The organism is Mycobacterium sp. NPDC004974, assembly GCF_053600815.1.
The window spans coordinates 631,338-656,600 of record NZ_JBSGAQ010000001.1 but is presented as its reverse complement, the minus strand read 5'-3'; the positions used below and the strand labels follow the sequence as shown (position 1 = coordinate 656,600).

At 67.2% G+C, this 25,263-nt stretch carries 18 protein-coding genes; 9 read left to right on the top strand and 9 right to left on the bottom strand.

The genetic code is table 11. From position 1 onward, the window contains the following. The first annotated feature begins 40 nt into the window (after positions 1-40). The 4 genes from ACWEFV_RS03235 (at position 41) to ACWEFV_RS03220 (ending at position 4,368) form a co-directional block, all read left to right on the top strand. Entirely contained in the window at positions 41-916 is an 876-nt protein-coding gene (locus ACWEFV_RS03235; RefSeq protein ID WP_450069038.1) for a peptidylprolyl isomerase, read from the top strand. A 7-nt stretch (positions 917-923) separates the two neighbouring features. Beyond that, positions 924-1,925 (top strand): peptidylprolyl isomerase, encoded by a 1,002-nt coding sequence (locus ACWEFV_RS03230; RefSeq protein WP_450069037.1) that lies wholly within the window; start codon positions 924-926, stop codon positions 1,923-1,925. Positions 1,926-1,982: 57 nt separating this feature from the next. Next, on the top strand, positions 1,983-3,557 hold the full coding sequence (locus tag ACWEFV_RS03225) for an HD domain-containing phosphohydrolase (RefSeq protein ID WP_450069036.1): 1,575 nt from the start codon (positions 1,983-1,985) through the stop codon (positions 3,555-3,557). An 82-nt stretch (positions 3,558-3,639) separates the two neighbouring features. Beyond that, positions 3,640-4,368, top strand: coding sequence for a hypothetical protein (locus ACWEFV_RS03220; RefSeq protein ID WP_450069035.1), 729 nt, complete (start codon positions 3,640-3,642; stop codon positions 4,366-4,368). On the opposite strand, the gene ACWEFV_RS03215 is transcribed toward ACWEFV_RS03220, so the two are convergent. The 6 genes from ACWEFV_RS03215 to yajC form a co-directional block, all read right to left on the bottom strand. Next, the gene (locus ACWEFV_RS03215) at positions 4,352-6,703 is read right to left on the bottom strand and encodes a RelA/SpoT family protein (protein WP_450069034.1); all 2,352 of its coding nucleotides are present in this window, start codon (positions 6,701-6,703) and stop codon (positions 4,352-4,354) included. The genes ACWEFV_RS03220 and ACWEFV_RS03215 overlap by 17 nt on opposite strands. Before the next feature lie 40 nt (positions 6,704-6,743). After that, positions 6,744-7,271: an adenine phosphoribosyltransferase gene (locus tag ACWEFV_RS03210; protein WP_450069033.1), complete on the bottom strand. Its 528-nt coding sequence runs from the start codon at positions 7,269-7,271 to the stop codon at positions 6,744-6,746. Further along, entirely contained in the window at positions 7,268-8,935 is a 1,668-nt protein-coding gene (locus tag ACWEFV_RS03205; protein WP_135453987.1) for an ABC transporter substrate-binding protein, read from the bottom strand. Before ACWEFV_RS03205 ends, ACWEFV_RS03210 begins: the two co-directional genes overlap by 4 nt. 5 nt (positions 8,936-8,940) lie before the next feature. Next, positions 8,941-10,236, bottom strand: a complete 1,296-nt coding sequence (secF, locus tag ACWEFV_RS03200; protein WP_135453985.1) for a protein translocase subunit SecF — start codon at positions 10,234-10,236, stop codon at positions 8,941-8,943. A 4-nt stretch (positions 10,237-10,240) separates the two neighbouring features. After that, on the bottom strand, positions 10,241-12,091 hold the full coding sequence (gene secD / locus ACWEFV_RS03195; RefSeq protein ID WP_450069032.1) for a protein translocase subunit SecD: 1,851 nt from the start codon (positions 12,089-12,091) through the stop codon (positions 10,241-10,243). A gap of 72 nt (positions 12,092-12,163) precedes the next feature. Further along, positions 12,164-12,517 (bottom strand): preprotein translocase subunit YajC, encoded by a 354-nt coding sequence (yajC, locus tag ACWEFV_RS03190; RefSeq protein ID WP_450069031.1) that lies wholly within the window; start codon positions 12,515-12,517, stop codon positions 12,164-12,166. 161 nt (positions 12,518-12,678) lie between these two features. Here yajC and gabT point away from each other — a divergent pair, with 161 nt between their 5' ends. Next, a complete protein-coding gene (gabT, locus tag ACWEFV_RS03185) occupies positions 12,679-14,019 on the top strand; it encodes a 4-aminobutyrate--2-oxoglutarate transaminase (RefSeq protein WP_450069030.1) in 1,341 nt (446 codons plus the stop codon). 4 nt (positions 14,020-14,023) lie between these two features. Here the strand turns inward: gabT and ACWEFV_RS03180 are convergent, their stop codons facing one another. After that, a complete protein-coding gene (locus ACWEFV_RS03180) occupies positions 14,024-14,644 on the bottom strand; it encodes a hypothetical protein (RefSeq protein WP_450069029.1) in 621 nt (206 codons plus the stop codon). Positions 14,645-15,009: 365 nt separating this feature from the next. On the opposite strand from ACWEFV_RS03180, the gene car (ACWEFV_RS03175) reads away from it, so the two are divergent. From car (ACWEFV_RS03175) to ACWEFV_RS03160, 4 genes are all read left to right on the top strand, one after another. Continuing rightward, entirely contained in the window at positions 15,010-18,501 is a 3,492-nt protein-coding gene (gene car, locus ACWEFV_RS03175; RefSeq protein WP_450069028.1) for a carboxylic acid reductase, read from the top strand. 172 nt (positions 18,502-18,673) lie between these two features. Then, positions 18,674-22,141, top strand: a complete 3,468-nt coding sequence (gene car, locus ACWEFV_RS03170) for a carboxylic acid reductase (protein WP_450069027.1) — start codon at positions 18,674-18,676, stop codon at positions 22,139-22,141. An 83-nt stretch (positions 22,142-22,224) separates the two neighbouring features. Continuing rightward, a complete protein-coding gene (locus tag ACWEFV_RS03165; RefSeq protein ID WP_450069026.1) occupies positions 22,225-22,686 on the top strand; it encodes an SRPBCC family protein in 462 nt (153 codons plus the stop codon). A 46-nt stretch (positions 22,687-22,732) separates the two neighbouring features. Then, entirely contained in the window at positions 22,733-23,995 is a 1,263-nt protein-coding gene (locus ACWEFV_RS03160; RefSeq protein WP_450069025.1) for an HNH endonuclease, read from the top strand. On the opposite strand, the gene ACWEFV_RS03155 is transcribed toward ACWEFV_RS03160, so the two are convergent. Together ACWEFV_RS03155 and ACWEFV_RS03150 are read right to left on the bottom strand one after the other, a co-directional pair. Further along, positions 23,987-24,811, bottom strand: coding sequence for an alpha/beta fold hydrolase (locus tag ACWEFV_RS03155; RefSeq protein ID WP_450069024.1), 825 nt, complete (start codon positions 24,809-24,811; stop codon positions 23,987-23,989). The genes ACWEFV_RS03160 and ACWEFV_RS03155 overlap by 9 nt on opposite strands. A 68-nt stretch (positions 24,812-24,879) precedes the next feature. After that, on the bottom strand, positions 24,880-25,263 hold the full coding sequence (locus ACWEFV_RS03150) for a DUF1304 domain-containing protein (RefSeq protein WP_135453971.1): 384 nt from the start codon (positions 25,261-25,263) through the stop codon (positions 24,880-24,882).

The following is a 25,263-nucleotide window of genomic DNA, read 5'->3' as shown; positions in this document are numbered from 1 at the left end:
TCGTCACCAATCCCGACCGCCCACAAGGAGGACTGCCGCGGTGCCGACCAACAAAGAACGGCGTGAGACCGCCAAGCGCAAGCTGGAGGAACAGCTGGAGCGCCGCGCCGCCCAGGAACGCAAACGTCGCATCCTGACCATCGCGGGCTCAGCCGCTGCGGCAATCGTCGTCATCGCGGCCGTCGTGGCCACGCTCGTGTTCACCAGCAAGGACTCGGGCAGCACCACCGCCTCGGCGGACACCACCACCGCGACGTCGGGGGCGCCGGCCCAGCCTGCTGCCAACGGCCAGCTGCCGGCCTTCGTCGCACCCGCCGACCTCGGCGCCAACTGCCAGTACCCCGCCGCAGCTGCGGCCAGCAAGCCCGTCGAACCGCCGAACACCGGCAAGGTCCCCACCGAGCCGGCCACCATCAGCGTCAGCATGGTCACCACCCAGGGCAACATCGGGCTCCAGCTCGACAACGCCAAGGCACCGTGCACGGTCAACAGCTTCGCGAGCCTGGCCTCGAAGAACTACTTCAACGACACCCCGTGCCACCGGCTGACCACGGGTGGCCTGTCGGTGCTGCAGTGCGGTGACCCGACCGGCCAGGGCACCGGCGGCCCCGGCTACCGGTTCGCCAACGAGTACCCGACCAACCAGTACCAACCGGACAACCCGGCGCTGCAGCAGCCTGTGCTCTACCCCCGCGGCACGGTGGCGATGGCCAACGGCGGGCCGAACACCAACGGCAGCCAGTTCTTCCTGGTGTACCAGGACTCGCAGCTGGCACCGAACTACACGGTGTTCGGCAAGATCGACGAAACCGGTCTGGCCACGCTCGACAAGATCGCCGCAGCCGGTGTCGCCGGCGGCGGACCGGACGGCGCACCGAATCTGCCGGTCGAGCTGAAGTCTGTGGCCCTGGACTAGTCCGCCGTTGACTGTCCCGCCCCCTTACAGCGGCTACCAGCCGGACGATCCCGGTTACGCGCCGGGTTATCCGATGGGATATCCGGCTGGTTACCCGCCGCCTGCCCGCACCAACGCCATGGCCGTCGCGTCACTGGTGTGTGCCGTCCTCTTCGCGCCGCTGGGCATCGTCTTCGGGCACATCTCGCTGTCGCAGCTCAAGCGCAGCGGTGAACAGGGCCGCGGCATCGCGATCGCGGGCCTGGTCATCGGGTACGTGATGACGGCGCTGGCGATCGTGGCGCTGGTGTTGGCCGTGGTGTTCGCCTTCATCGTCGTCAAAGCCGCGGAGGACATGCCCCGGCACGACCGCTACACGGCCTCCCCGGGTTCAGAGCAACAACTGCCGGCATTCACGCCGCCGGCGAACCTCGGCGCCAACTGCCAGTACCCGGCCACCACCGAACCGGCCACCAAGCCGGTCCGCCCGCCGCGCACCGGCACGGTGCCGACCGAACCGGCCACGGTGGAAGCCGGGATCGTCACCGATCGCGGCAGCATCGGCCTCAAGTTGGCCAATGGCAAGGCGCCGTGCACGGTGAACAACTTCGCCAGCCTGGCCTCCCAAGGATTCTTCGACGGCACCCAGTGCCACCGGCTGACCACCGGAGTCCTCTCGGTGCTGCAGTGCGGTGACCCGTCGGGCAGCGGAACCGGTGGGCCCGGTTACCGGTTCCCCAACGAGTACCCGACCAACCAGTACCGGCTCTCCGACCCCGCGGTGCAGCAGCCCGTGGTCTATCCGCGGGGCACCGTGGCGATGGCGAACGCCGGGTCGGGAACCAACGGCAGCCAGTTCTTCCTGGTGTACGAAGATTCCCTGCTGCCGCCGACGTACACCGTGTTCGGCACCATCGACAACACCGGGCTGGACACCCTCGACGCGATCGCCGCCGACGGGGTCGCCGACGGCAGCGACGACGGCGAGCCCGCCACATCGGTGACGATCAAATCCGCCAGCTTGGGCTGAGCGGCGAGGCGTTCCGACGTACTGACCGGTGCGCCGGCGGGTCCTATGCTCACCGGTATGGATCGCGGCAGCCGGGATTCGGGCATATCCCTGGCTGAACTGCTGGCCGCGTTCTCGCTTGCCATGGATCTCGGTCTGGGGCAGCCGATGGAGCACGTGCTGCGGTCCTGGCGACTCGCCGCACGCCTGGGCGAGCGTGTCGGACTGATCGCCGAGCAGCGAGCCGATCTCTACTACACGGCGGTGCTGGGCTGGGTGGGCTGCATCGCCGACGCGCCCGAGGTGTCGGCCTGGTTCGGCGATGACATCGCGTTTCGCGCCGACAGCTACCGCGTCGATCTCCGCGGGCTGGGCGGGGCGACATTCATGCTGTCGCACGCCGCTTCGGCCGGCCCCCTGCTCAACCGGGTGCGCAAGACCGCGACGCTCATCGCGACCGGTGGCCGCGACATCGAGCACGGGCTGATGTCGCACTGCCTGAACACCTCGACGATGGCCGAGCGGCTCGGTCTCGACGCCGCCGTCGGTGACGCTCTGCGCCAATTCTTCGCACGGTGGGACGGCAACGGGGTGCCCGCCGGCCTCGGCGGCGACGCAATTGCCTTGCCGATGCGACTCTTTCACCTCGCCGACGTGGCCGAGGCGGTGCACCGAGACGCCGGGGTGGACGCCGCCGTCGATGTCGCCACGTCGCGTCGCGGCACCCAGTTCGACCCGGCCGTGGTCGACGCATTCTGTGCAGCGGCAGGCGATCTGCTGTCCGACGGCGATGACGAACCGGACTGCCACGATCTGATCGCCGCCGAGCCGGCGCTGCAGCGACGTCTCACCGACGACCAACTCGACTCGGTACTGGAGGCATTCGCGGATTTCACCGACCTTCGATCGCCACACCGTGCCGGACATTCGCGCGGCGTGGCCGAACTCGCGGCGCAGGCCGCAAAGATCGCCGGCCTGGCCGCGGGCGACACCGTCCTGGTTCGTCGCGCCGCGTTGTTGCACGACATCGGCCTGCACGGCGTACCCGCCACGATCATGGACAAGCCCGGGAAACTCAGCGCCTCCGACCACGAGCGACTGCGGCTGAGTTCGTACTACACCGAACGGGTTCTGGCCCGACCCGGCCCGGTGGCGCGCATCGGTGCGGTGGCGGCGCTGGCCTATGAACGTATGGACGGCTCGGGGTCGCACCGCGGCCTGTCCGGACCGTCGATCCCGGTGACCGGACGCATCCTCGCCGCCGCGGATTGCTACCGCGCCATGACTGAGCCGCGGCCGTACCGACCGGCGTTGTCCGCCAAGGCCGCCGGCGCTGAACTGCGGGCCGAGGTCCGGCGCGGACGGCTGGATGCGGCCGCTGTCGACGCCGTTGTCGAGGCAGCGGGCGGCCCCCGGCATCGACGCCGCGTGGGTCCGGACGGGCTGACACCGCGGGAAATCGAGGTACTGGGGCTGATCGCCCGTGGCGCGTCCACCCGGCAGGTCGCGAACACGCTGGGGATCAGCCCGAAGACGGCCGGCACCCACATCGAGCGCATCTACACCAAGACGGGTTCGTCGACCCGCAGCACCGCCACGCTCTACGCCGTTACGCACGGTCTGCTGGACACGCTGACCGAAGCCGAAAAGTAGGGCGAATGCCCGACGACACCGGGCTTGTGCGCTCCTAGCGTTCACCTCACGAACCGAACGAGAACCGTAGTGAGGACCCACGATGTCGACGACCATGCTGAATCTCGCTTCTCCCCTGTCCAATCTGCCCGAACACTGCGGACAGGCGCCGTGGCCCGACCACGAATACGTCAAGGGCTGGGGTGTTTTCGGGCTGCCCTTCGACAGCGGCCATGTGCTGGCGCTCCGGGTGTTCCCGGAGAACGACTTCGGGCCGTATCGCACCGTGTGGCACCGTGACCCGGCCGGGCGGTGGTCGATCTTCGTGCACGGCGACCGCCTCGACACCGCATGCCCCCGCTACTACGGACCGGCGTGTGCCTACACCGGCTTCGCCGAGATCACCGTGGACTGGACCGGGCCCGCATCGCTACGTGTCACGGTCGACACCCCCGCACTGGACTGGACGCTGACCGCCACGGCGGGGCCGGTGCTGCGCGCCATGAACGCGGTCAGCCGGCGCCTACCGCTGAGTACCTGGCGGCCTCGGCCGCTGGTGCGGGCGCGCGAGATCCTGGCCGCGGGACTGGGCATGGGTCAGGTGCGCATGACCGGCGTCATGCCGAGCGGGCACGTCGGAACCCTGATGCCCCAACAGATGTACCTCATCACGAAGGCGTCAGCCACCCTCGACGGCCACGACTTGGGCCGGCCGGCACGCCTGGCCGCCAACCCCGTCATCGGTGAGGTGACACTGCCCGCGCGCGGCGTACTGGCCGTCGGTCAGGCGATGTGGCAGATCCCGGTACCGGGTGTCAGGCCGCCGACGTGACGCGGTAGACGTCGTACACGCCTTCGACGTTGCGCACCACGCTCAGCAGGTGACCCAGATGTTTGGGATCGCCCATCTCGAACGTGAACCGGCTGATCGCGACCCGGTCGTTCGACGTCGTCACCGACGCCGACAGGATGTTGACCTTCTCGTCGGCCAGCACCCGGGTGACGTCGGAGAGCAGACGGTGCCGGTCCAGCGCCTCGACCTGGATGGCCACCAGGAACACCGACGACGGCGACGGCGCCCAGTTGACCTCGATGATGCGTTCCGACTGTTGTTGCAGCGACGCCGCATTCGTGCAGTCGGTGCGGTGGACGCTGACCCCGCCACCGCGGGTCACGAAGCCCATGATGGTGTCGCCGGGCACCGGCGTGCAGCACTTGGCGAGCTTGGTCAGGGTGCCGGGCGCTCCCGGCACCGCGACGCCGGTGTCGTCGGTGCTGCGCTGCCGCACCGGCATGGTCAACGGGGTGGACCGCTCGGCGAGCTCGTCCTCGGCCGCATCGTCGCCGCCGAACTGGGCGAGCAGACGCTGCACGACGTGGCGCGCCGACACGTGACCCTCGCCGACCGCGGTGTACAGCGCCGAGACGTCGGCGTAACGCAACTCCCGCGCCAGCGCGCCCATCGAATCGGCATTGATCAAGCGCTGCAACGGAAGTCCACCACGGCGGACCTCCCGCGCGATGGCGTCTTTACCGGACTCCAGGGCCTCTTCGCGGCGCTCTTTGGCAAACCACTGCCGGATCTTGGCCTTTGCCCGTGGCGACACCACGAAGGTCTGCCAGTCGCGCGACGGACCGGCGTTGGGGGCCTTCGAGGTGAACACCTCGACGACCTCACCGTTCTCGAGCTTGCGCTCCAGGGCGACCAGCCGGCCGTTCACCCGGGCCCCGATACAACGGTGCCCCACCTCGGTATGCACCGCGTAGGCGAAGTCGACCGGGGTCGAACCCGTCGGCAGGTTGATCACATCGCCCTTGGGGGTGAAGACGAAGATCTCTTTCACCGCAAGGTCGTAACGCAACGACTCGAGGAACTCGCCGGGGTCGGCGGCCTCCCGCTGCCAGTCCAGCAGCTGGCGCATCCAGGCCATGTCGTCGATCTCGGTTACGGCGTGACTGTGCGGAACCCCGTTGCGGCCCTTGGCTTCCTTGTAACGCCAGTGCGCAGCGATGCCGTACTCGGCGGTGCGGTGCATGTCCCGGGTCCGGATCTGCACCTCCAGCGGCTTGCCCTCGGGGCCGACCACCGTGGTGTGCAGCGACTGGTAGACGCCATAGCGCGGCTGGGCGATGTAGTCCTTGAACCGGCCCGCCATCGGTTGCCACAACGAGTGCACGACGCCGACTGCCGCGTAGCAGTCACGAATCTCGTCGCACAGGATCCGCACACCGACCAGGTCGTGGATGTCGTCGAAGTCGCGCCCCTTGACGATCATCTTCTGGTAGATCGACCAGTAGTGCTTGGGCCGGCCCTCGACGACCGCGTTGATCTTCATCGCGCTCAGCGCCACGCCGATCTCGGCGCGCACCTTGGCCAGGTAGGTGTCGCGTGACGGCGCCCGGTCGGCGACCAGCCGCACGATCTCCTCGTACTTCTTCGGATGCAGGATCGCGAACGACAGGTCCTCAAGCTCCCACTTGACCGTCGCCATGCCGAGCCGATGCGCAAGTGGCGCAATGACTTCCAGTGTCTCGCGGGCCTTGCGGGCCTGCTTCTCGGGCGGCAGGAACCGCATGGTGCGCATGTTGTGCAACCGATCGGCCACCTTGATGACCAGTACCCGTGGGTCCCGAGCCATGGCGATGATCATCTTGCGGATCGTCTCGCCCTCGGCGGCCGAGCCCAGCACCACCTTGTCCAGCTTTGTGACCCCGTCGACGAGGTGGCCCACCTCGGCGCCGAATTCGGCGGTCAACGCCTCCAGGGTGTACCCGGTGTCCTCCACGGTGTCGTGCAGCAGCGCGGCCACCAACGTGGTGGTGTCCATACCGAGCTCGGCCAGGATGTTGGCCACCGCCAGCGGATGGGTGATGTAGGGGTCACCGGACTTGCGGAGCTGGTCGGCGTGACGTTGCTCGGCGACGTCGTAGGCGCGCTGCAGCAACTGCAGGTCGGCCTTCGGATAGATCTCGCGGTGTACCGCGACCAAGGGCTCCAGGACCGGGTTGACCGCACTGCGCTGCGCCGTCATCCGGCGGGCCAGTCGCGCGCGCACCCGCCGTGAGGCGCTGGTCTTCGTGGCGTCGGGACCGGTGGCGCCCGGCAACACCGGCGGCGACTGCACCGCCTGGCCCGCAGCCGCGTCCGTACCCGTATCGCCGGCCATCGTCACCTCCCGGTTTTCGCTCAGAATCCGAGGATATCCCTCACACCGTGTGCAGGCTGCTGACCCTCAGCGGTGCCACCACGTCCCGGCCGCCCAGGTCCGTCAATTCCAGCACCACGGCGGCGCTGAGCACGTTGGCCCCACTCGCCTCGAGCAGCTGTCGTGCCGCTAGCAGGGTCCCGCCGGTGGCCAGGACATCGTCGATGATCACAACGTTGCGCCCCGCGATATCAATCCCGTCGGCCGGGATCTCCAGCGTCGCACTGCCGTACTCAAGCTGATAGGTGACGCTGTGCACCGGAGGCGGCAACTTCCCGCCCTTGCGTACGGCCAGCACACCGACGCCGAGCCGCGTCGCGACCGCGGCACCCAGCAGGAACCCCCGCGCGTCCAGGCCGGCGACCAGATCGGCGTCGACCGCGGTGGCGGCCAGGGCGTCGGTGACCGCGCACAGGCCCCGCGCATCGGCCAACAGCGGGGTCAGGTCCTTGAACTGCACGCCGGGCTCGGGAAAGTCGGGGACCTCCCGGATCAGTTTCTTGACCAACGATGAGATGTCCTGGCTCATGTGGACAGCTTCCAACGGTCCATGTTCCAGCCTGCACCCCACCGGGTCGGATTGCTGCTCACGGCGTACATCTTCGTCGATGTGAGTACGGTGCGCTGCTGGCGGTACAGCGGCAGGGTCGGCATGTCGTTCCACAGGATCGGTGCGCCCTCCCCTGCCAGCCGGGCCAGTTCCTTCGGATCGGTCGTGACGGCCTGTGCATCGATGATGCCGTCGACCCGCTCGTTGACGTAGCCGGGCAGGTTGTTGCCGTTGCCGGAGTGGAACGCGTAGGCGTCGATGGCCGAAGAACCCGAGGAGCCGCTGCCCGCGGCCCCGCCGGTGCTGGCCAGCAGTCCGTCGAACTCGTTGTTCCGCAATGCCACCGGCCCGGCCGTTGCCGATCCGGCGTCCTGCACGGTGATGCCCGCTGCGGCGCATGATTTCGCGATCGCGCCGACGGTCGCGGCCAGCCTCGCGTTGGGCGTCTGATACCCGATGCGTACCGTCAGCGGCTTGTTGTTGAGCGCGGCGCGGGCTGCGTCGGGGTTGGCCACACCGAATTGCCCGGCCTCGCCGACGTTCTCGGCCGCACTGAAGGCGTCGTCACTGACGGGACTCAGCCGGGAGTTGATGATCGGCGTCGCGGCGTTGCGGGCGATCACGTCGCGCGGGGTGCACAGCGCAACGGCCCGGCGCGCCGGCGGGGCGGCCAGCGGACCGCCCGGCGCGAAGATCAACTGCTCGATACCGGCCGACGGGCTCTCCATGCTGACGTAGTCGTCGGGCAGGTTGAGCAGGCCCGAGGATCCGGACTCGATGTCGACGACGTCGAAGGAGCCCTGGTTGACCCGCTCCTGGATGTCAGCCCCGCGTGGCCACACCGCGATCCGGTTGGTGACCGCCGGGGTGCCCCACCACTTGTCGTTGGCGACCAGGACCACCACGCCGTCCTTGGACACCGAGTCGATCCGGTACGGGCCCGAGGACGGGAACCGTTTGAGGTCGAGGTCCGGTTTCAGATCCCAGACGGTGTTCCACGCCTCGGCGATCCGGGCGATCGTCGGCTGGTCGCCGTTCTGCAGCGCGGTAACCACACCCCCGTCGCCGAGGTCGAGCTCGTCGGCGATGACGTGCGCGGGCATCAGCGAGGTGGCCGCGAACAAATGGCCGTAATCGAGGAATCCGCGGTCCTGGGCGAACGACACCCGGGCCCGTTTCTGGCCCGGTTCGCAGTCCACCGACCCGATATCGCGGTAACCCGCTCGGCTGGCGGCGTCGAACCCGGGAAACCGCCCGGACTGTGCGCCCCAGGCCAGCACCAGATCGTCACAGGTGATCGGCTTGCCGTCGGAGTAGACCGCCTTGTCGCTGATCACGTAATCGAGCACCAGCGGAGCGCGACCCACGACCGACACCGAGCCGAAGTCGTTGTCGGCGACCACCTGGCCTTCGGGCCCGTGATAGGCGAACCCGGTCAACGCCCGGGCGAACGCCTGCGGCCCGGCGGATGCGGCTCCCGCCACGGTGTTGGTGTTGTAGGTGGTCAGGGAGCCGTCGACGGCGTAGTCGATCGCGTCAGCCGCGCTGTCCGAACACGCCGCCAATCCCATCGCGACGACCACGGACAGCGTCGCCGCCGTCACCGCTGTCCGTGCCCGGGCGATGGCCCGCCACTGAACCATGCGGTTTACCGCCGGGTGTTCCGCTTGCCCGACGGACGTCCGGTCCGTGCCGCCGGACGCGCACCTGGCGCCGGCTTGGCCGGTGCCGGCTCGCCGGCGACCGAGGCCGTCACCGTCTCGGCACTGATTTCGGTGGATTCTGCGTCCGATGCTTCGGAGGCGTCCGCTGTGTCCTTCGTGGCCGTCGACGCCTTGGCGCCCTTCTCCCGGCGATTGAGCACCCGCTTGGTGTGCTTGCGCACGAGTTCCGTACGTTCGCGCAACGACACGAGCAGCGGCGTGGCGAAGTAGATCGACGAATAGGTACCGACGATGACGCCGACCAGCTGGACCAGGGCCAGATCCATCAGGGTCCCGACGCCCAGCAGCCAGACCGCGACCACCATCAGCGCGACGATCGGCAACACCGAGATGAGGCTGGTGTTGATCGAGCGCATGAACGTCTGGTTGACGGCGAGGTTGGCCTGCTCGGCGAACGTTCGGCGAGTGGTGTGTTCGAAGCCGTGGGTGTTCTCCTCGACCTTGTCGAACACGATCACCGTGTCGTAAAGCGAGAAGCCCAGAATCGTCAGCAGGCCGATGACGGTGGCCGGGGAGACCTCGAACCCGACCAGCGAGTAGACGCCGGCGGTCACGACCAGGTCGAAGACCAGCGTGGCCATCGCGGCCATCGCCATGTAGCGCTCATAGCGCCAGGCGATGTAGATGGACGCCAGTACGACGAAGACCACGAGCGCGATCAACGCCTTCTGGGTGATCTGACCACCCCAGGTCTCGGACACCGCCGAGTCGCTGATCACCTGCTTGCTGGGCTGGCCGTCGCTGCCCTTGGGGTGGAAGGCGTCGAACAGTGCGGTGCGCAGCTGTTCGGTCTCGTCGTTGGACAGCGTCTCCGAGCGGATCTGCACCGTGGCCGATGCGCCGCTGCCGACCAGCACGACCGACTCGGGCGCCCTGTTCAGGGTCTTGTTGAAGACGTCCTCGACCTGTTGGACCGTGACGATCCCCTCGGAGCCGGCCGACGGCATCGACACCTTCGTGCCGCCCTCGAAGTCGATCCCGAAGGTGAACCCGCGAAGCACCATGCTGGCGATGCAGATCGCGACGATGATGCCGCTGACCGCGTACCAGAACTTGCGGCGGCCGATCACCTCGAAGGCGCCGGTACCGGTGTAGAGCCGGACGAAGAATCCGTGCTTGGGCAGTGCCGCAGACGTGGATTCGATGTTCGGCGCCTCCACTGCGGTGTCCTTGACGTCCTCGGCGGTTGTGTCGTCGGTGGTCTTGCTCTTTGCAGCCATGTGCTTATCCCCGTCCCGCGGTCGCATGCGAAGCCTCCCGGCGTTCCCGCGCGATCTGTTGCACCGCGCCGAGACCGTTGAGGGCAGGTTTTGCCATCGTCGGGGACTTGGACGCCAGGTACACCAGCGGCCAGGTCACCAGGAACACCACCACGATGTCCAGGATCGTGGTCAGGCCCAGAGTGAACGCGAAGCCCTTGACCTGGCCGATCGCCAGGAAGTACAGCACCGCGGCGGCCAGGAAGGTCACGGCGTTGCCGGACACGATCGTCTTGCGGGCGCGCGCCCAGCCTCGGGGCACCGCCGACCGGAAGGACCGGCCCTCACGGATCTCGTCCTTTATTCGCTCGAAGAACACCACGAACGAGTCCGCGGTGGTGCCTATACCGATGATCAGACCGGCGATACCGGCCAGGTCCAGCGTGTAGCCGATGTATCGGCCGAGCAGTACGAGGATGGCGAAAACCATTGCGCCGGCAGCGACCAGAGACAGTGCCACCAGCAGGCCGAGCACCCGGTAGTACAGCAGCGAGTACAGCAGCACCGCGGCCAGACCGACGGCGCCCGCGATCAGGCCGGCCCGCATCGAGGACAGGCCCAGGGTCGCCGAAACCGTCTCGGCCTCAGACGATTCGAAAGACAGCGGCAGCGAGCCGTACTTGAGCACGTTGGCCAGTTCCTTGGCCGTGACCGAAGTGAACTGGCCGGTGATCTGGGTGTTGCCGCCGGGAATGGCCTCCCGGATCTCGGGCGCGCTGACCACCTGCGAGTCCAAGGTGAATGCGGTCTGGGTGCCCACGTTCGCCGCGGTGAAGTCGGCCCAGGTCTTGGCTCCCCCGCTCTTGAAGGTCACGTCGACGACGTACTGGCCCTGCTGCTGGTTCAGGCCGGAGGTGGCGTTCTCGATCTCCTCGCCGCTCATGATCGACTTGCTCAGCAGGTAGACGGTCTGCCCGTCCTGGGAGCAGGTGATCAGGGGCAGGTTCGGGTCGTCGTTGCCGGCCAACACGTCTTCCTCACCGCAACGGGTGGCCTGGTACTGCAGCGCCAGGATCTGGATCGACGGGTTGGTGCTCTGCCGCAGTTCCTTCTCATCGGAGATGCGCTGGGCGAGGGCGGCCTTGGCGTCACCGGGCTTGGCCGGTGCCGGAGCCGGCGCGGGGGCCGGGGCAGGCGCCGGGCCGGGCTCACCCGGGGCCGGTGCCGGAGTCGGTTCGCCGGGAGTCGGCGGGGGGTCCAGTGGGTAGGGCCGCGGCTGGGGTGCCGGGACCGGCTCACCGGCCGGAGGTACAGGCTGTTCCCCTGCCGGCGGGACTGCCGGCGGCTCGCCCGGAAGGCCGGGCGCCACGCCCGGAATCCCACCGGGAACGCCCGGTACCACTCCCGGTGCACCAGGTGCCGCGGGCGCGCCCGGTGCCGCAGGGGCACCCGGAGCGCCGGCGCCCGGCTGCTGGCCCTGTTGGACCGGCGGCTTGGCAGGCATCGCGTGCACGACGGGCCGGATGTACAGACGCGCGGTCTGGCCCAGGTTGCGGGCCTCGCTGCCGTCGTTACCGGGAACCGTGATCACCAGGTTGTCGCCGTCGATGACGACCTCCGAGCCCGAGACGCCGAGACCGTCGACGCGGGCACTGATGATTTGTTGGGCCTGGTTGAGAGCCTCTCTGGTCGGCGTCGAGCCGTCCGGGGTGCGCGCGGTCAGCGTCACCCGGGTACCGCCCTGCAGGTCAATGCCCAGTTTGGGCTTGGCCTGCTTGTCGCCGGTGAGGAACACCAGCAGATAAACGCCGATCAGAAGGACCAGGAAAAGTGTCAGGTAGCGCGCAGGATGCACCGGCGCCGAAGACGATGCCACGTTTCTAGGGTCTCCTCGAGATCAGTTCGTCAGCACCGCAAAGGGTACGTGCTTGTCCTGGGTGCTCTGCGGTCAGTCTTTTTTGAGACCGTCGGTGTCGGTGACACCGGTGCTCTCGGTCAGTTCAGTCGCGGCCGACGGGGTGTCGGCGTCGGCGTCGGCATCGGTGTCCTCCTCGATGCGATCGCGCACCGCGAGCTTCATCCAGGTGGTGACGACGCCGGGGGCGATCTCCAGGTCGACGTTGTCGTCGGTGATACCGGTGATCGTGGCCAGCAGGCCCGAGGTGGTGTGAACGCGATCGCCGATCTGCAGCGAGTTGTGCAGGTCGATGGTCGCCTGCATGGCCTTGCGCTGACGACGCGACGCGAAGAACATAAACGCGCCCATGACGATCAGCAGGGGCAGGAAAATGACGAGATCCATGTCGATTATGTCTTTCGTGTTGTGTCAGATGTCAGGGCGACCGAGGCCACGATACCGCCGCCGACCCCGACGACCTCATTCGCCGCCGACTGGCGGGCGACGCGGCTAGGCTCAGTACGCGTTGTTTCCGGCGCCGCCGTTTGCGTATTGAGGAGGCAGTGTTGAGCCATCCCGAGCAGACCCGCCATCTGGCCACCACCATTCCCGGCCCCAAATCTGAGGCATTGACCGGCCGGAAAACGGCCGCGGTGGCTCGTGGCGTGGGTAACACAATGCCCGTGTACGCCGCCCGCGCCGGAGGCGGCATCGTCGAGGACGTCGACGGCAACCGGCTCATCGACCTGGGCTCGGGCATTGCCGTCACCACCATCGGCAACTCGTCGCCGCGCGTGGTCGAGGCGGTGGCCGCGCAGGCCGGGAACTTCACCCACACGTGCTTCATGGTGACGCCGTATGAGCAGTATGTCGCGGTTTGCGAGCACCTCAACCGGCTGACGCCGGTGCGCGGCGAGAAGCGTTCGGCGTTGTTCAACTCGGGCTCCGAGGCCGTGGAGAACTCGGTCAAGATCGCTCGGTCCTATACCCACAAGTCCGCCGTCGTCGCCTTCGACCACGCTTACCACGGGCGCACCAACCTCACGATGGCGTTGACCGCCAAGTCCATGCCGTACAAGCACGGTTTCGGTCCGTTCGCGCCCGAGGTCTACCGGGCGCCGCTGTCCTATCCCTTCCGCGATGCCGAGTTCGGCAAGGAGTTGGCCACCGACGGCACGCTCGCGGCCAGGCGGGCCATCGACGTGATGGAAAAGCAGATCGGTGCGGACAACCTGGCGGCGGTCATCATCGAACCCATCCAGGGCGAGGGCGGGTTCATCGTCCCCGCCGACGGGTTCCTGCCCGCGTTGCTGGGGTGGTGCCGCGACAACAACGTGGTGTTCATCGCCGACGAGGTGCAGACCGGGTTCGCCCGCACCGGCGCGATGTTCGCGTGTGAGCACGAGGGCATCGATCCCGACCTCATCGTCACCGCCAAGGGCATCGCCGACGGACTGCCACTGTCCGGCGTGACCGGACGCGCCGAGATCATGGACGCGCCGCATGTGTCCGGGCTGGGCGGCACCTACGGCGGCAATCCGATCGCGTGCGCGGCGGCGCTGGCCACCATCGAGACCATCGAGGCCGACGGGTTGGTCGGCCGCGCCCAGCACATCGAGGTGCTGATGAAGGACCGGCTGGGCCGGTTGCAGGCCGAGGACGACCGGATCGGCGACGTGCGCGGCCGAGGCGCGATGATCGCCGTCGAACTGGTCAAGGCCGGCACCACCACTCCCGACCCGGAGCTGACCAAGGCGCTGTGCGCCGGTGCCCATGCGGCCGGGGTGATCGTGCTGTCCTGCGGCACCTACGGCAACGTGCTGCGCTTCCTGCCGCCGCTGACGATCAGCGACGAGCTGCTCGTCGAGGGGCTCGACGTGCTCGAGCTGATCCTGCGCGACCTCTGACGCCCTAATGCGCGTGGGTGTGGCGTCCACCGAACAGTCCGCCCCAGGTCCGATGTTCGGGGGCGGCCACGGCTTCGGTCGGCGGTGCGTCTGCGACGGCGACAGGCTCGGCCGATACGGCATGCGCCGCGGGCCGTTGCGCGTACTCGACGTCACGCACACTGCGGACCGACAACCGGCCCACCGCCATGGCCCCCAGCAACACGATCAGCGCGCCGAGCCCGGAGAAGTACGCCAACTCGAGCGTCACCCGTTTCGCATCGGTCACGGCTATCGGCATCCCGGCGTCACCGATGCCCAACGGTCCCGCGAGTGCGCGACCCACCACGAACCAGGCTCCCGCCAGTACCGCCAGCCATGCGCCGAACAGGGCGGTGGCCCGGTTCCCCGAGCCCATCAGCAGCAGGCCGCCGAGAGCTGTCGCAGCGCCCGGAAGCACCTCCAACCAACCGCGTGCGGTGGTCCAGAACCAGGTCTGATCCGGGGTGAACGCGAAGTCGAAGTACGGTCCGACGAACGGGATCAGCGCACCCCAGATTCCCAGCAGGACCAGCAGGAACCCGCTGGCCGCTCCGCGACTGCGGGACATGCGCAGACGACTGCCGCGGGTATCGAATTCGGTCATGATGCCTCCTTTGACTCCCCCGTGGGTACCCGAACTCCAGCGGGAGTAACGCTCCTACCCTGAGGGAATGCGCCTTGCCGAGAACGCCCTGCGCGACACGTTGGCCGACGCCTGGGACCGCTGGGCGCAGCGGTGTGCCGAACTCACCGAACCTCAAGCGATTCCCGCAATCCGATAACGCGGTCACGGACCGGTCGCCACTACTGCAGGTCGACGGCCTTCACCCAGGAACGGGTCAGACTCACAGCACATTGACAGCTAAGAAACTGGTTTTCCGGAAATAAGTTTAGTTTCACTAACGTAGTAGTTCGGTAGCGCAACGTCGCGCCGGTGATTATTTCAGCTATCTGTAAAGAGGGTTCTTGATGTCGTTTGATACTCGTGATGAGCAACTGGCGAGCCGTATCGCCGATCTGACCGCCACCGATCCACAGTTCGCCGCCGCGATTCCCAGCGACACCGTCACCGCCGCCGTCGACGTCCCCGGCCTGCTCCTGCCCGAAATCGTCCAGACCGTCCTGCAGGGCTACGCCGAGCGGCCCGCGCTCGGGGAACGCGCCCTCGAATTCATCGCCGACCCGGCCACCGGACGGACCACCGCGCGCCTTCTCCCCCGGTTCGACACCATCAGCTACGGCGAGCTCTGGGACCGGCTCCGCGCCCTCGCCGCCGCCTTGCACGCGTCCGGCGTCGCAGCCGGTGACCGGATCGCCATCCTGGGATTCACCAGCGCCGACTACACCGTGATCGACACGGCTCTGAGCCAGATCGGCGCGGTCTCGGTCCCCCTGCAGACCAGCTCCTCGCCCGAGTCGCTGGCACCGATCGTGACCGAGACCGAGCCGCGGGTGATCGCCGCGAGCGTCGACCACCTCGCCGATGCCGTCGAGCTGGCGCTCACCGCCCACGCTCCGGCCCAGGTGCTCGTCTTCGATTACCACCCCGAGATCGATGACCATCGCGACGCGGTGGCATCGGCCACCGAGCGACTGGCCGCGGCCGGCCGCGGCATCGCGGTCGACACCCTGGCCGACCTGCTGGCCCGCGGCAGCGAGCTGCCGACACCCCCGGCACCCGAGACCGACGGCACCGACCCGCTCGCGTTGCTGATCTACACCTCCGGCAGCACTGGCGCCCCCAAGGGCGCGATGTACCTGCAGAGCTCGGTCGGCAAGTTCTGGCGGCGCAACAGCAAGGCCTGGCTCGGACCGGTCAGCTCGGCGATCAATCTGAGCTTCATGCCGATGAGCCATGTGATGGGCCGCGGCATCCTCTACGCCTCCCTCGCCGCAGGCGGCACCTGCTACTTCGCGGCCCGCAGCGATCTGTCGACGCTCCTGGAGGACCTCGCCCTGACGCGGCCCACCGAGCTGAATTTCGTTCCGCGCGTGTGGGAAATGATCCACAGCGAATTCCAGAGCCGCGTCGATCACCGCCTGGCCGACGCCGGCCAGGACCGTGAGACGGTCGAGGCCGAGGTGCTGGCCGAGGTGCGGGACAAGGTCCTGGGCGGACGGTTCGTCGCGGCGATGACCGGCTCGGCGCCCATCTCAGCCGAGCTCAAGACCTGGACCCAGGACATGCTCGGAATTCACCTGCTGGAGGGATACGGCTCGACCGAGGCCGGAATGGCACTGTTCGACGGTGTGGCCCAGCGTCCGCCGGTGATCGACTACAAGCTGGTCGACGTCCCGGACCTGGGGTACTTCCTCACCGATCAGCCGTACCCGCGCGGCGAGTTGCTGATCAAGACCGAGAATCTGTTCCCCGGCTACTACAAGCGCCCCGAGGTCACCGCGTCGGTGTTCGACGAAGACGGCTTCTACCGCACCGGCGATGTCGTCGCGGAGATCGGCCTGGACCAACTGCGCTACGTCGACCGGCGCAACAACGTCCTCAAGCTGGCCCAGGGCGAGTTCGTCACACTGGCCAAGCTGGAGGCGGTGTTCGGCAACAGCCCTCTCGTGCAACAGATCTACGTCTACGGCAACAGCGCGCAGCCCTACCTGCTGGCCGTGGTGGTGCCCACCGACGCGAGCGTTTCGAAAGAGGCGATCAGCGAATCCCTGCAAGAAGTGGCCAGGGACGCCGACCTGCAGTCGTATGAGATCCCCCGCGATTTCATCATCGAGACAACACCTTTCACCCTGGAGAACGGTCTGCTGACCGGTATCCGCAAGCTGGCCTGGCCGAAGTTGAAGGCGCACTACGGCGAGCGACTGGAGCAGCTCTACGCCGACCTGGCCGAGATTCAGGCCGGTGAGCTTCGAGCATTGCGGTCCCTGAGCGCCGACGCCCCGGTGCTGGAGACCGTGAGCCGGGCCGCCGGTGCCCTGCTGGGCGCAGCGGCATCCGACCTGGGACCCGATGCCCACTTCACCGATCTGGGTGGAGATTCGTTGTCGGCGTTGACCTTCGGAAATCTTCTGCGCGAGATCTTCGATGTGGATGTGCCGGTGGGCGTGATCGTCAGCCCGGCAACCGATCTGGCCGGGATCGCCGGGTACATCGAAACGCAACGCAACGGATCCAAGCGGCCGACGTACGCGTCGGTGCACGGCAGGCACGCCGCCGAAGTCAGTGCCGCCGACCTGACGCTGGACAAGTTCCTCGACGCGGACACCCTGGCCGCGGCGCCGAGCCTGCCCAAGTCGCGCGCCGAGGTGCGCACCGTGCTGCTCACCGGCGCCACCGGCTTCCTGGGCCGTTACCTGGCCCTGGAATGGCTGGAGCGCATGGACCTGGTCGACGGCAAGGTCATCGCCCTGGTCCGCGCGAAGTCCGACGAGGAGGCACGGGCCCGTCTCGACGCCACCTTCGATGTGGGTGACGCGAAACTGCTTGCGCACTACCAGAATCTGGCCGCCGACCACCTCGAGGTGATCGCCGGCGACAAGGGCGAGGAGAACCTCGGCCTGGATCAGCAGACCTGGCAGCGGCTGGCCGATGACGTGGACCTGATCGTGGACCCGGCCGCACTGGTCAACCACGTGCTGCCCTACAGCGAGCTGTTCGGGCCCAACGCCCTGGGCACCGCCGAGCTGATCAAGATCGCGCTCACTACGAAGATCAAGCCGTACACGTATGTGTCGACCATCGGCGTGGGCGATCAGATCGAGCCCGGGAAGTTCGTCGAGAACGTCGACGTCCGGGAGATGAGCGCGGTCCGCAAGATCAACGACGGCTACGCCAACGGTTACGGCAACAGCAAGTGGGCCGGCGAGGTCCTGCTGCGCGAGGCCAACGATCTGTGCGGCCTGCCGGTCGCGGTGTTCCGTTGCGACATGATCCTGGCCGACACGACGTACTCGGGTCAGCTCAACCTGCCGGACATGTTCACCCGAATGATGTTCAGCCTCGTCGCCAGTGGTATCGCTCCGGGCTCGTTCTACGAACTGGACGCTGACGGCAACCGGCAGCGCTCGCACTATGACGGGCTGCCGGTGGAGTTCATCGCCGAGTCGATCTCGACGCTGGGTGGGCAATCCGTGGGGAGCTTCGAGACCTACCACGTGATGAACCCCTACGACGACGGCCTCGGTATGGACGAGTTCACCGACTGGCTGATCGAGGCCGGCTACCTGATCGAGCGCATCGCCGACTACGGGCAGTGGATCCAGCGGTTCGAGAGCACCCTGCGCGCCCTGCCGGACAAGCAGCGCCAGGCCTCACTCCTGCCGCTGCTGCACAACTACCAGCGACCCGAGCGGCCGATGCTGGGCGCCTTGGCCCCGACGGACCACTTCCGGGCCGCGGTGCAGGAAGCCAAGATCGGGCCCGACAAGGACATCCCCCATGTCAGCCCGGCGGTGATCGTCCAGTACATCACCAACCTGCAGCAGCTGGGCCTCCTCTAAGAACCCGTGCGCTCGTCCCACACCGGCGTGGGGCGGGCGCACGTCGGGGGGTGACGCATCTCGCACCGCCGGAGCTGGCATCTCGAAATATAATTAGTTTTACTAACGTAGTAATTAGTAGGCGCGGAAGACGTGCCGACAGTATTTATTTTGATTTGCTCAGGGGACCGATATGACCACCGAAACACGCGAGGACCGGCTTCAACGCCGGATCGCACACCTTTATGACACCGACTCACAGTTCGCCGGTGCCCGCCCCAGCGACGCCGTCAACGCCGCAGTCGCCCAGCCTGAACTGCGGCTGCCGGCCATCGTCAAAGGCGTGCTCGCCGGCTACGCCGACCGCCCCGCGCTCGGACAGCGCGCTGTAGAACTCGTCACCGACGCCGCCGGCCGCACATCGGCCCGGCTGCTCCCCCGCTTCGACACCATCACCTACCGCCAACTGGGAGACCGCATCCAGGCGGTCACCAACGCCTGGCACAACCACCCGGTGAAGCCCGGCGATCGCGTCGCCATCCTCGGGTTCACCAGCGTCGACTACACCACCATCGACACCGCACTCATCGAACTCGGTGCCGTGTCGGTGCCGCTGCAGACCAGTGCCCCGGTCGCCACCCTGCGGCCCATCGTCGCCGAAACCGAGCCGACCGTGATCGCGGCAAGCATCGACTTCCTCGACGACGCAGTCGAATTGGTCCGCTCCGGACCCGCACCCCGCCGCCTGGTGGTGTTCGACTACCGGCCCCAGGTCGACGCTGAGCGCGAGGCCTTCCAGGCCGCCAAGGCCGCACTGGCCGATACCGATGTGGTCGTCGAGCCGCTGGCCGACGTCCTCGACCGCGGACGGTCACTGGCCGACGCCCCGCTCTACACCCCGGGTCAGGCCGACCCGCTGACCATGCTGATCTACACCTCCGGCAGCACCGGCACCCCCAAGGGCGCGATGTACCCGGAGAGCAAGGTCGCCAACATGTGGCAGCTGGCGTCGAAGGCCACCTGGGACGAAAACCAGGCCGTGCTGCCCGCGATCACCCTCAACTTCATGCCGATGAGCCACGTCATGGGCCGCGGCATCCTGATCGGGACGCTGAGCTCCGGCGGCACCGCGTATTTCGCTGCGCGCAGCGACCTTTCGACCTTCCTCGACGATCTCGCCCTGGTCCGCCCCACGCAGCTCAGCTTCGTGCCGCGAATCTGGGACATGCTGTTCCAGGAGTACCAGAGCCGCCTCGACCGTGCCGGTGGCAGTGAGGACGAGGTGCTCGCCGAGGTCCGCAAGGGCCTGCTGGGCGGACGGTTCGTCTCCGCGATGACCGGCTCCGCGCCGATCTCTGCCGAGATGCACAGCTGGGTGGAACGCCTGCTCGATATGCACCTGCTGGAGGGGTACGGCTCGACCGAGGCCGGTTCGGTCTTCGTCGACGGCCACATCCAGCGCCCGCCGGTGATCGACTACAAGCTCGTCGACGTCCCGGACCTGGGCTACTTCCTCACCGACCAGCCCCACCCGCGCGGTGAGTTGCTGGTGAAGTCCGAGCAGATGTTCCCCGGGTACTACAAGCGTCCCGAGATCACCGCCGAGATGTTCGACGAGGACGGGTATTACCGCACCGGTGACATCGTGGCCGAACTCGGCCCCGATCATGTCGAGTACCTCGACCGGCGCAACAACGTGCTCAAGCTTTCGCAGGGCGAGTTCGTCACGGTCTCCAAGCTGGAGGCAGTCTTCGGGGATAGCCCGCTGGTGCGGCAGATCTTCATCTACGGCAACAGCGCACGTTCCTACCTGCTGGCCGTGGTCGTGCCCACCGATCCTTCCGCGTCGAAGCAGGCGATCAATGATTCGCTTCAGGACGCGGCCCGCGCCGCCGGACTTCAGTCCTACGAGGTGCCGCGCGATTTCATCGTGGAGACAACACCTTTCAGCCTGGAAAACGGTCTGCTGACCGGCATCCGCAAGCTGGCCCGGCCAAATCTGAAGAACCACTACGGCGACCGGCTGGAGCAGCTCTACAGCGACCTGGCCGCAGGTCAGGCCAACGAGTTGAGTGAACTGCGGCGCAGCGGTGCCGACGCCCCGGTCCTCGACACCGTGAGCCGGGCCGCCGGGGCACTGCTGGGTGCCGCGACCTCTGATCTCGCGCCCGATGCCCACTTCACCGATCTGGGTGGAGATTCGTTGTCGGCGTTGACTTTCTCGAATCTGCTGCACGAGATCTTCGATGTGGATGTTCCCGTCGGCGTGATCGTCAGCCCGGCCACCGATCTGGCCGGTATCGCCGGCTACATCGAAGGCGAACGTCACGGATCCAAGCGCCCGACCTACGCGTCGGTGCACGGACGTGACGCCACCGAGGTGCATGCCGCCGACCTGACGCTGGACAAGTTCCTCGACGCGGACACCCTGGCCGCGGCGCCGAGCCTGCCCAAGGCCCCGGCCGAGGTCCGCACCGTGTTGCTCACCGGCGCCACCGGCTTCCTGGGCCGTTACCTGGCCCTGGAATGGCTGGAGCGCATGGACCTGGTCGACGGCAAGGTCATCGCCCTGGTCCGCGCCAAGAGCGATGCCGAGGCCCGCGCCCGGCTCGACGCCACCTTCGATGTGGGTGACCCGAAACTGCTTGCGCACTACCAGAATCTGGCCGCCGACCACCTCGAGGTGATCGCCGGCGACAAGGGCGAGGCCGATCTGGGTCTCGACCGCGCCACCTGGCAGCGGCTGGCCGACGACGTCGACCTGATCGTCGACCCGGCCGCACTGGTCAACCACGTGCTGCCGTACAGCCAGATGTTCGACGCGAATGCCCTGGGCACCGCCGAACTCATCCGCATCGCGCTCACCACGAAGATCAAGCCGTTCGTCTACGTTTCGACGATCGGCGTGGCCGGGGGCATCAAGCCCGGCGAGTTCGTCGAGGATGCCGACATCCGGGTGATCAGCCCGACCCGGCAGGTCGACGATTCCTATGCCAACGGCTACGGCAACAGCAAGTGGGCCGGCGAGGTCCTGCTGCGTGAGGCCCACGACCTCTGTGGCCTGCCGGTCTCGGTGTTCCGTTGCGACATGATCCTGGCCGACACCACGTACTCGGGTCAGCTCAACCTGCCGGACATGTTCACCCGGCTGATGTTCAGCCTGGTGGCCACCGGCATCGCACCCGGATCGTTCTACGAACTGGACGCTGATGGCAACCGTCAGCGGGCCCACTACGACGGGCTGCCGGTGGAGTTCATCGCCGAGGCGATCTCGACGCTGGGCGTGCATGTCACCGAAGGGTTCGAGACCTATCACGTGATGAACCCGTACGACGACGGCCTCGGGCTCGACGAGTTCACCGACTGGCTGATCGAAGCCGGTTACCCGGTGCACCGCATCGACGATTACGGCCAGTGGTTGCAGCGCTTCGATACTGCGCTGCGCACGCTGCCGGACAAGCAGCGTCAGGCATCCCTGCTGCCGCTACTGCACAACTACCAGCAGCCGTCGCATCCGTTGCTGGGTGCGGCCGCGCCGACCGACCGGTTCCGGGCGGCGGTGCAGGAAGCCAAGATCGGGCCCGACAAGGACATTCCCCATGTCAGCCCGGCAGTGATCGTCAAGTACATCACCAACCTGCAGATGCTCGGGTTGCTGTAAAAGACTTCCCCACAAGGGAAGAATCCCCTGAGCGGCCGCGGTCCTTACCAGGACCGCGGCCAATCAGTATGTAGCGTGGTGAGATGGGCAGCACGCGGGTCTCCGGCCACGTCAATGCGCCCCGCGTCGCGGTCTATCGAGCGCTCGTCGACGCCGACGCGATCGCGGCGTGGCGGGTTCCGGACGGTATGCGCAGCGAGGTGCACGAATTCGATGCTCGTGAGGGCGGAGCATTTCGCATTTCCTTGCACTATGACTCGCCGGACGCCGTCGGCAAGTCCAGTGCCCATACCGACACCTATCACGGTCATTTCGTCGAGCTGGTGCCGAATGAGCGCGTTGTCGAGGCGATCGAGTTCGAGAGCGGCGATCCGGCCTTGGGTGGCGCGATGACGATGACGACCACGTTGAGCGACGCCGGACACGGCACCGACGTCCTCATCCAGCACGACGGGATTCCCGACGCAGTGGACCCGGCCGACAACGAGACCGGTACTCGGATGGCGCTGGCCGCACTTGCCGCGTGGGTGGAAAACCGCAGCTAGTCGAAGCATCCCGCCGGTGTCGGAGGCTCCGCGTAGTATCGCACACATGTTCGAATCATTCGCGAAGATTGATCCCGATGCCGGCGAGGCGGCATTGCGGGATCGCATCGCCGAGCTCGAACAACTCAAGTCGGCCGCCGCAGCCGGCCAGGCCCGCGCCACCGCAGCCCTGGACGGTGCCCGCCGTACGAGGGAGGCCGCCGCTGGCGTCCCCGCCGCCCGGCGCGGACGAGGGCTCGGTTCTGAAATCGGACTGGCCCGCATGGAGTCACCCGCTCAGGGCAACCGCTACCTCTCCGACGCCCGCATCCTCGTGCACGACATGCCCTACACCCTGGCGGCCCTGGAAAACGGGGTGCTGACCGAATCGCGCGCCCGGTTGGTCGTGCGCGAGGCCGCCTGCCTGTCCCCCACCGACCGGAGGCGCCTCGACGAACACCTCTGCGCCGACCACGCGAAGCTGATCGGCCTCGGCGATATCCGTCTGACCGGTGACGCCAAAGGCATTGCCTACCAACTCGATCCGGCAGCCGTTATCGACCGGGTCACCAGGGCACCCGAAGATCGCAACGTCACCTTCCGGCCCGCCGCTGACAACATGGCCATCGTCACTGCCCTGCTGCCTGCGACCGATGCGGCGTCCGTGCGCTACGCACTCACCGAAGCGGCCGACCACTGCGCTGACGGCCGCAACCGCGGCCAAACCATGGCCGACACCCTCGTCACCCGCGTCACCGGCCGCGACACCACCAAACCGGTCCCCGTCGCGGTCAATCTCGTGCTTTCCGACAACACCCTCTTCGCCGGCAGCACGCAGCCCGCACATCTGCAGGGCCACGGACCCATCCCCGCAGCCGCAGCCCGACGCATGATCAGCGACGCCCTCGCCGACGACAACTCCTGGGCCACCCTGCGACGCCTCTACGCCGCACCCGACACCGGAACACTCGTCGCGATGGAATCCCGCTCGCGGCGCTTCCCCAAAGGGCTCGCCCGGTTCATCGCCACCCGCGACCAAACCTGCCGCACCCCCTACTGCAACGCCCCCATCCGGCACATCGACCACATCACGCCGCACCACCACCTCGGACCGACTAGCGCTGCCAACGGCCAAGGACTGTGTGAACACTGCAACTACGTCAAGGAAAACCCCGGCTGGCGGGTAATAACCAAAGTCGACAAATCGGGCCGCCACACCACCGAACACATCACCCCCACCGGCGCCGTCTACCGCTCGACAGCTCCACCACTACCGGGAGGGATCCGGGTACTCACCCGAGAAATCCACCTCACCCGAATCTCAGCGTGAGCGGGCCGACCAGAATCCGACGAGCAACTGCGCGATCCGTTCACGGTCGATCAACAGCGGTGAGACGTGGCCGGTGCCTGCCACCGTCTCGACGCGGCAGTCGGCAATGGCCGTGCAGGTCTGCCGAGCCTCTGCCGGTTGCCAGCCCATCACGTCGTCACGAACCGCAAGCACCAAAGTGGGAATCTGAATCTTGGCGAGCAGATCCGCCAGCCCGCTGCGGTGCAGCATCATCGAGCGCATCGCGTGCAGCATTCCCGTGCGGTCAGCCGTTCGGAACGAATCTAGAATCACCGCAGCCTGGTTCGGCTCGGCATCGACGGCTGACGAACCGAGGATCGAATCTGACATTTGCTTCACGATGAACGCATTCGGACCGACCAGACGATAAAACCCGACCAGCGGCCACCCCTTCATCCACTTCTCGCGCATCGTGAACGCCTGGACCGGGGTGCCGATGGTAGTCAAGGTCCGCAGTCTCGTGTGGTCGTCGGCTGCCAAACGGATGCCGACGTGGCCTCCCCACGCATTCCCGACCCAGTCCACTGGTTCGTGCAATCCCAGTCCGTCCAGCGCCTGCTCAGCGGCCGCCACGCATTCCTCGAAGGTGAAATCACGCGTCACTGCATCGCTTTTCCCGTGGGATGGACCGTCGATCGCGTACACGGCGTGGTCGCGGACCAACACAGGCTCGAGGAGACTCCAGGACTGCGAATCAACGAAGAGGCTGTGCCACAAGACGACCGGCTGCCCCGCTCCGCTACAGCGCACGTGCAAACGGCCCAGTTCTGTGGTGACGAAACGGGAGCCGCTCATGGCAATCTCCAACTACTTCAGCAACCGAGATCTCGGCATTCGTAGCATCCTTTGGTGCAATGCCCTCGTCAAGCGACTCCGACCGCGAGCAACACGACCGCGATCAGCGGGAAGGCGCCCTGGGTGATCGCTGCGCGCGCCTTGTCCGGTGAGCTGGTCAACAGCACCGCGGCAGCGGCCAGCATCGAGCCGACCCCGGCGAACACGAGAGCGGCTCCAACCGCATTGTGCCCCAAGCCAACTGCGACGATACCGACCACTGTGACGATCGCCAGGAACAGGTTGTAGAAGCCCTGATTGAACGCGAGCTCCTTCGTCGCCTGCGCCTCTTCCTCGTTGATCCCGAAGGTGGCGCGGGTACGCGGTGAAGTCCAGGTCAGCGACTCCATCACAAAGATGTAGACATGCAGGGCCGCGGCGAGCGCGGCGAACACCAAACCGGCGATGACCAT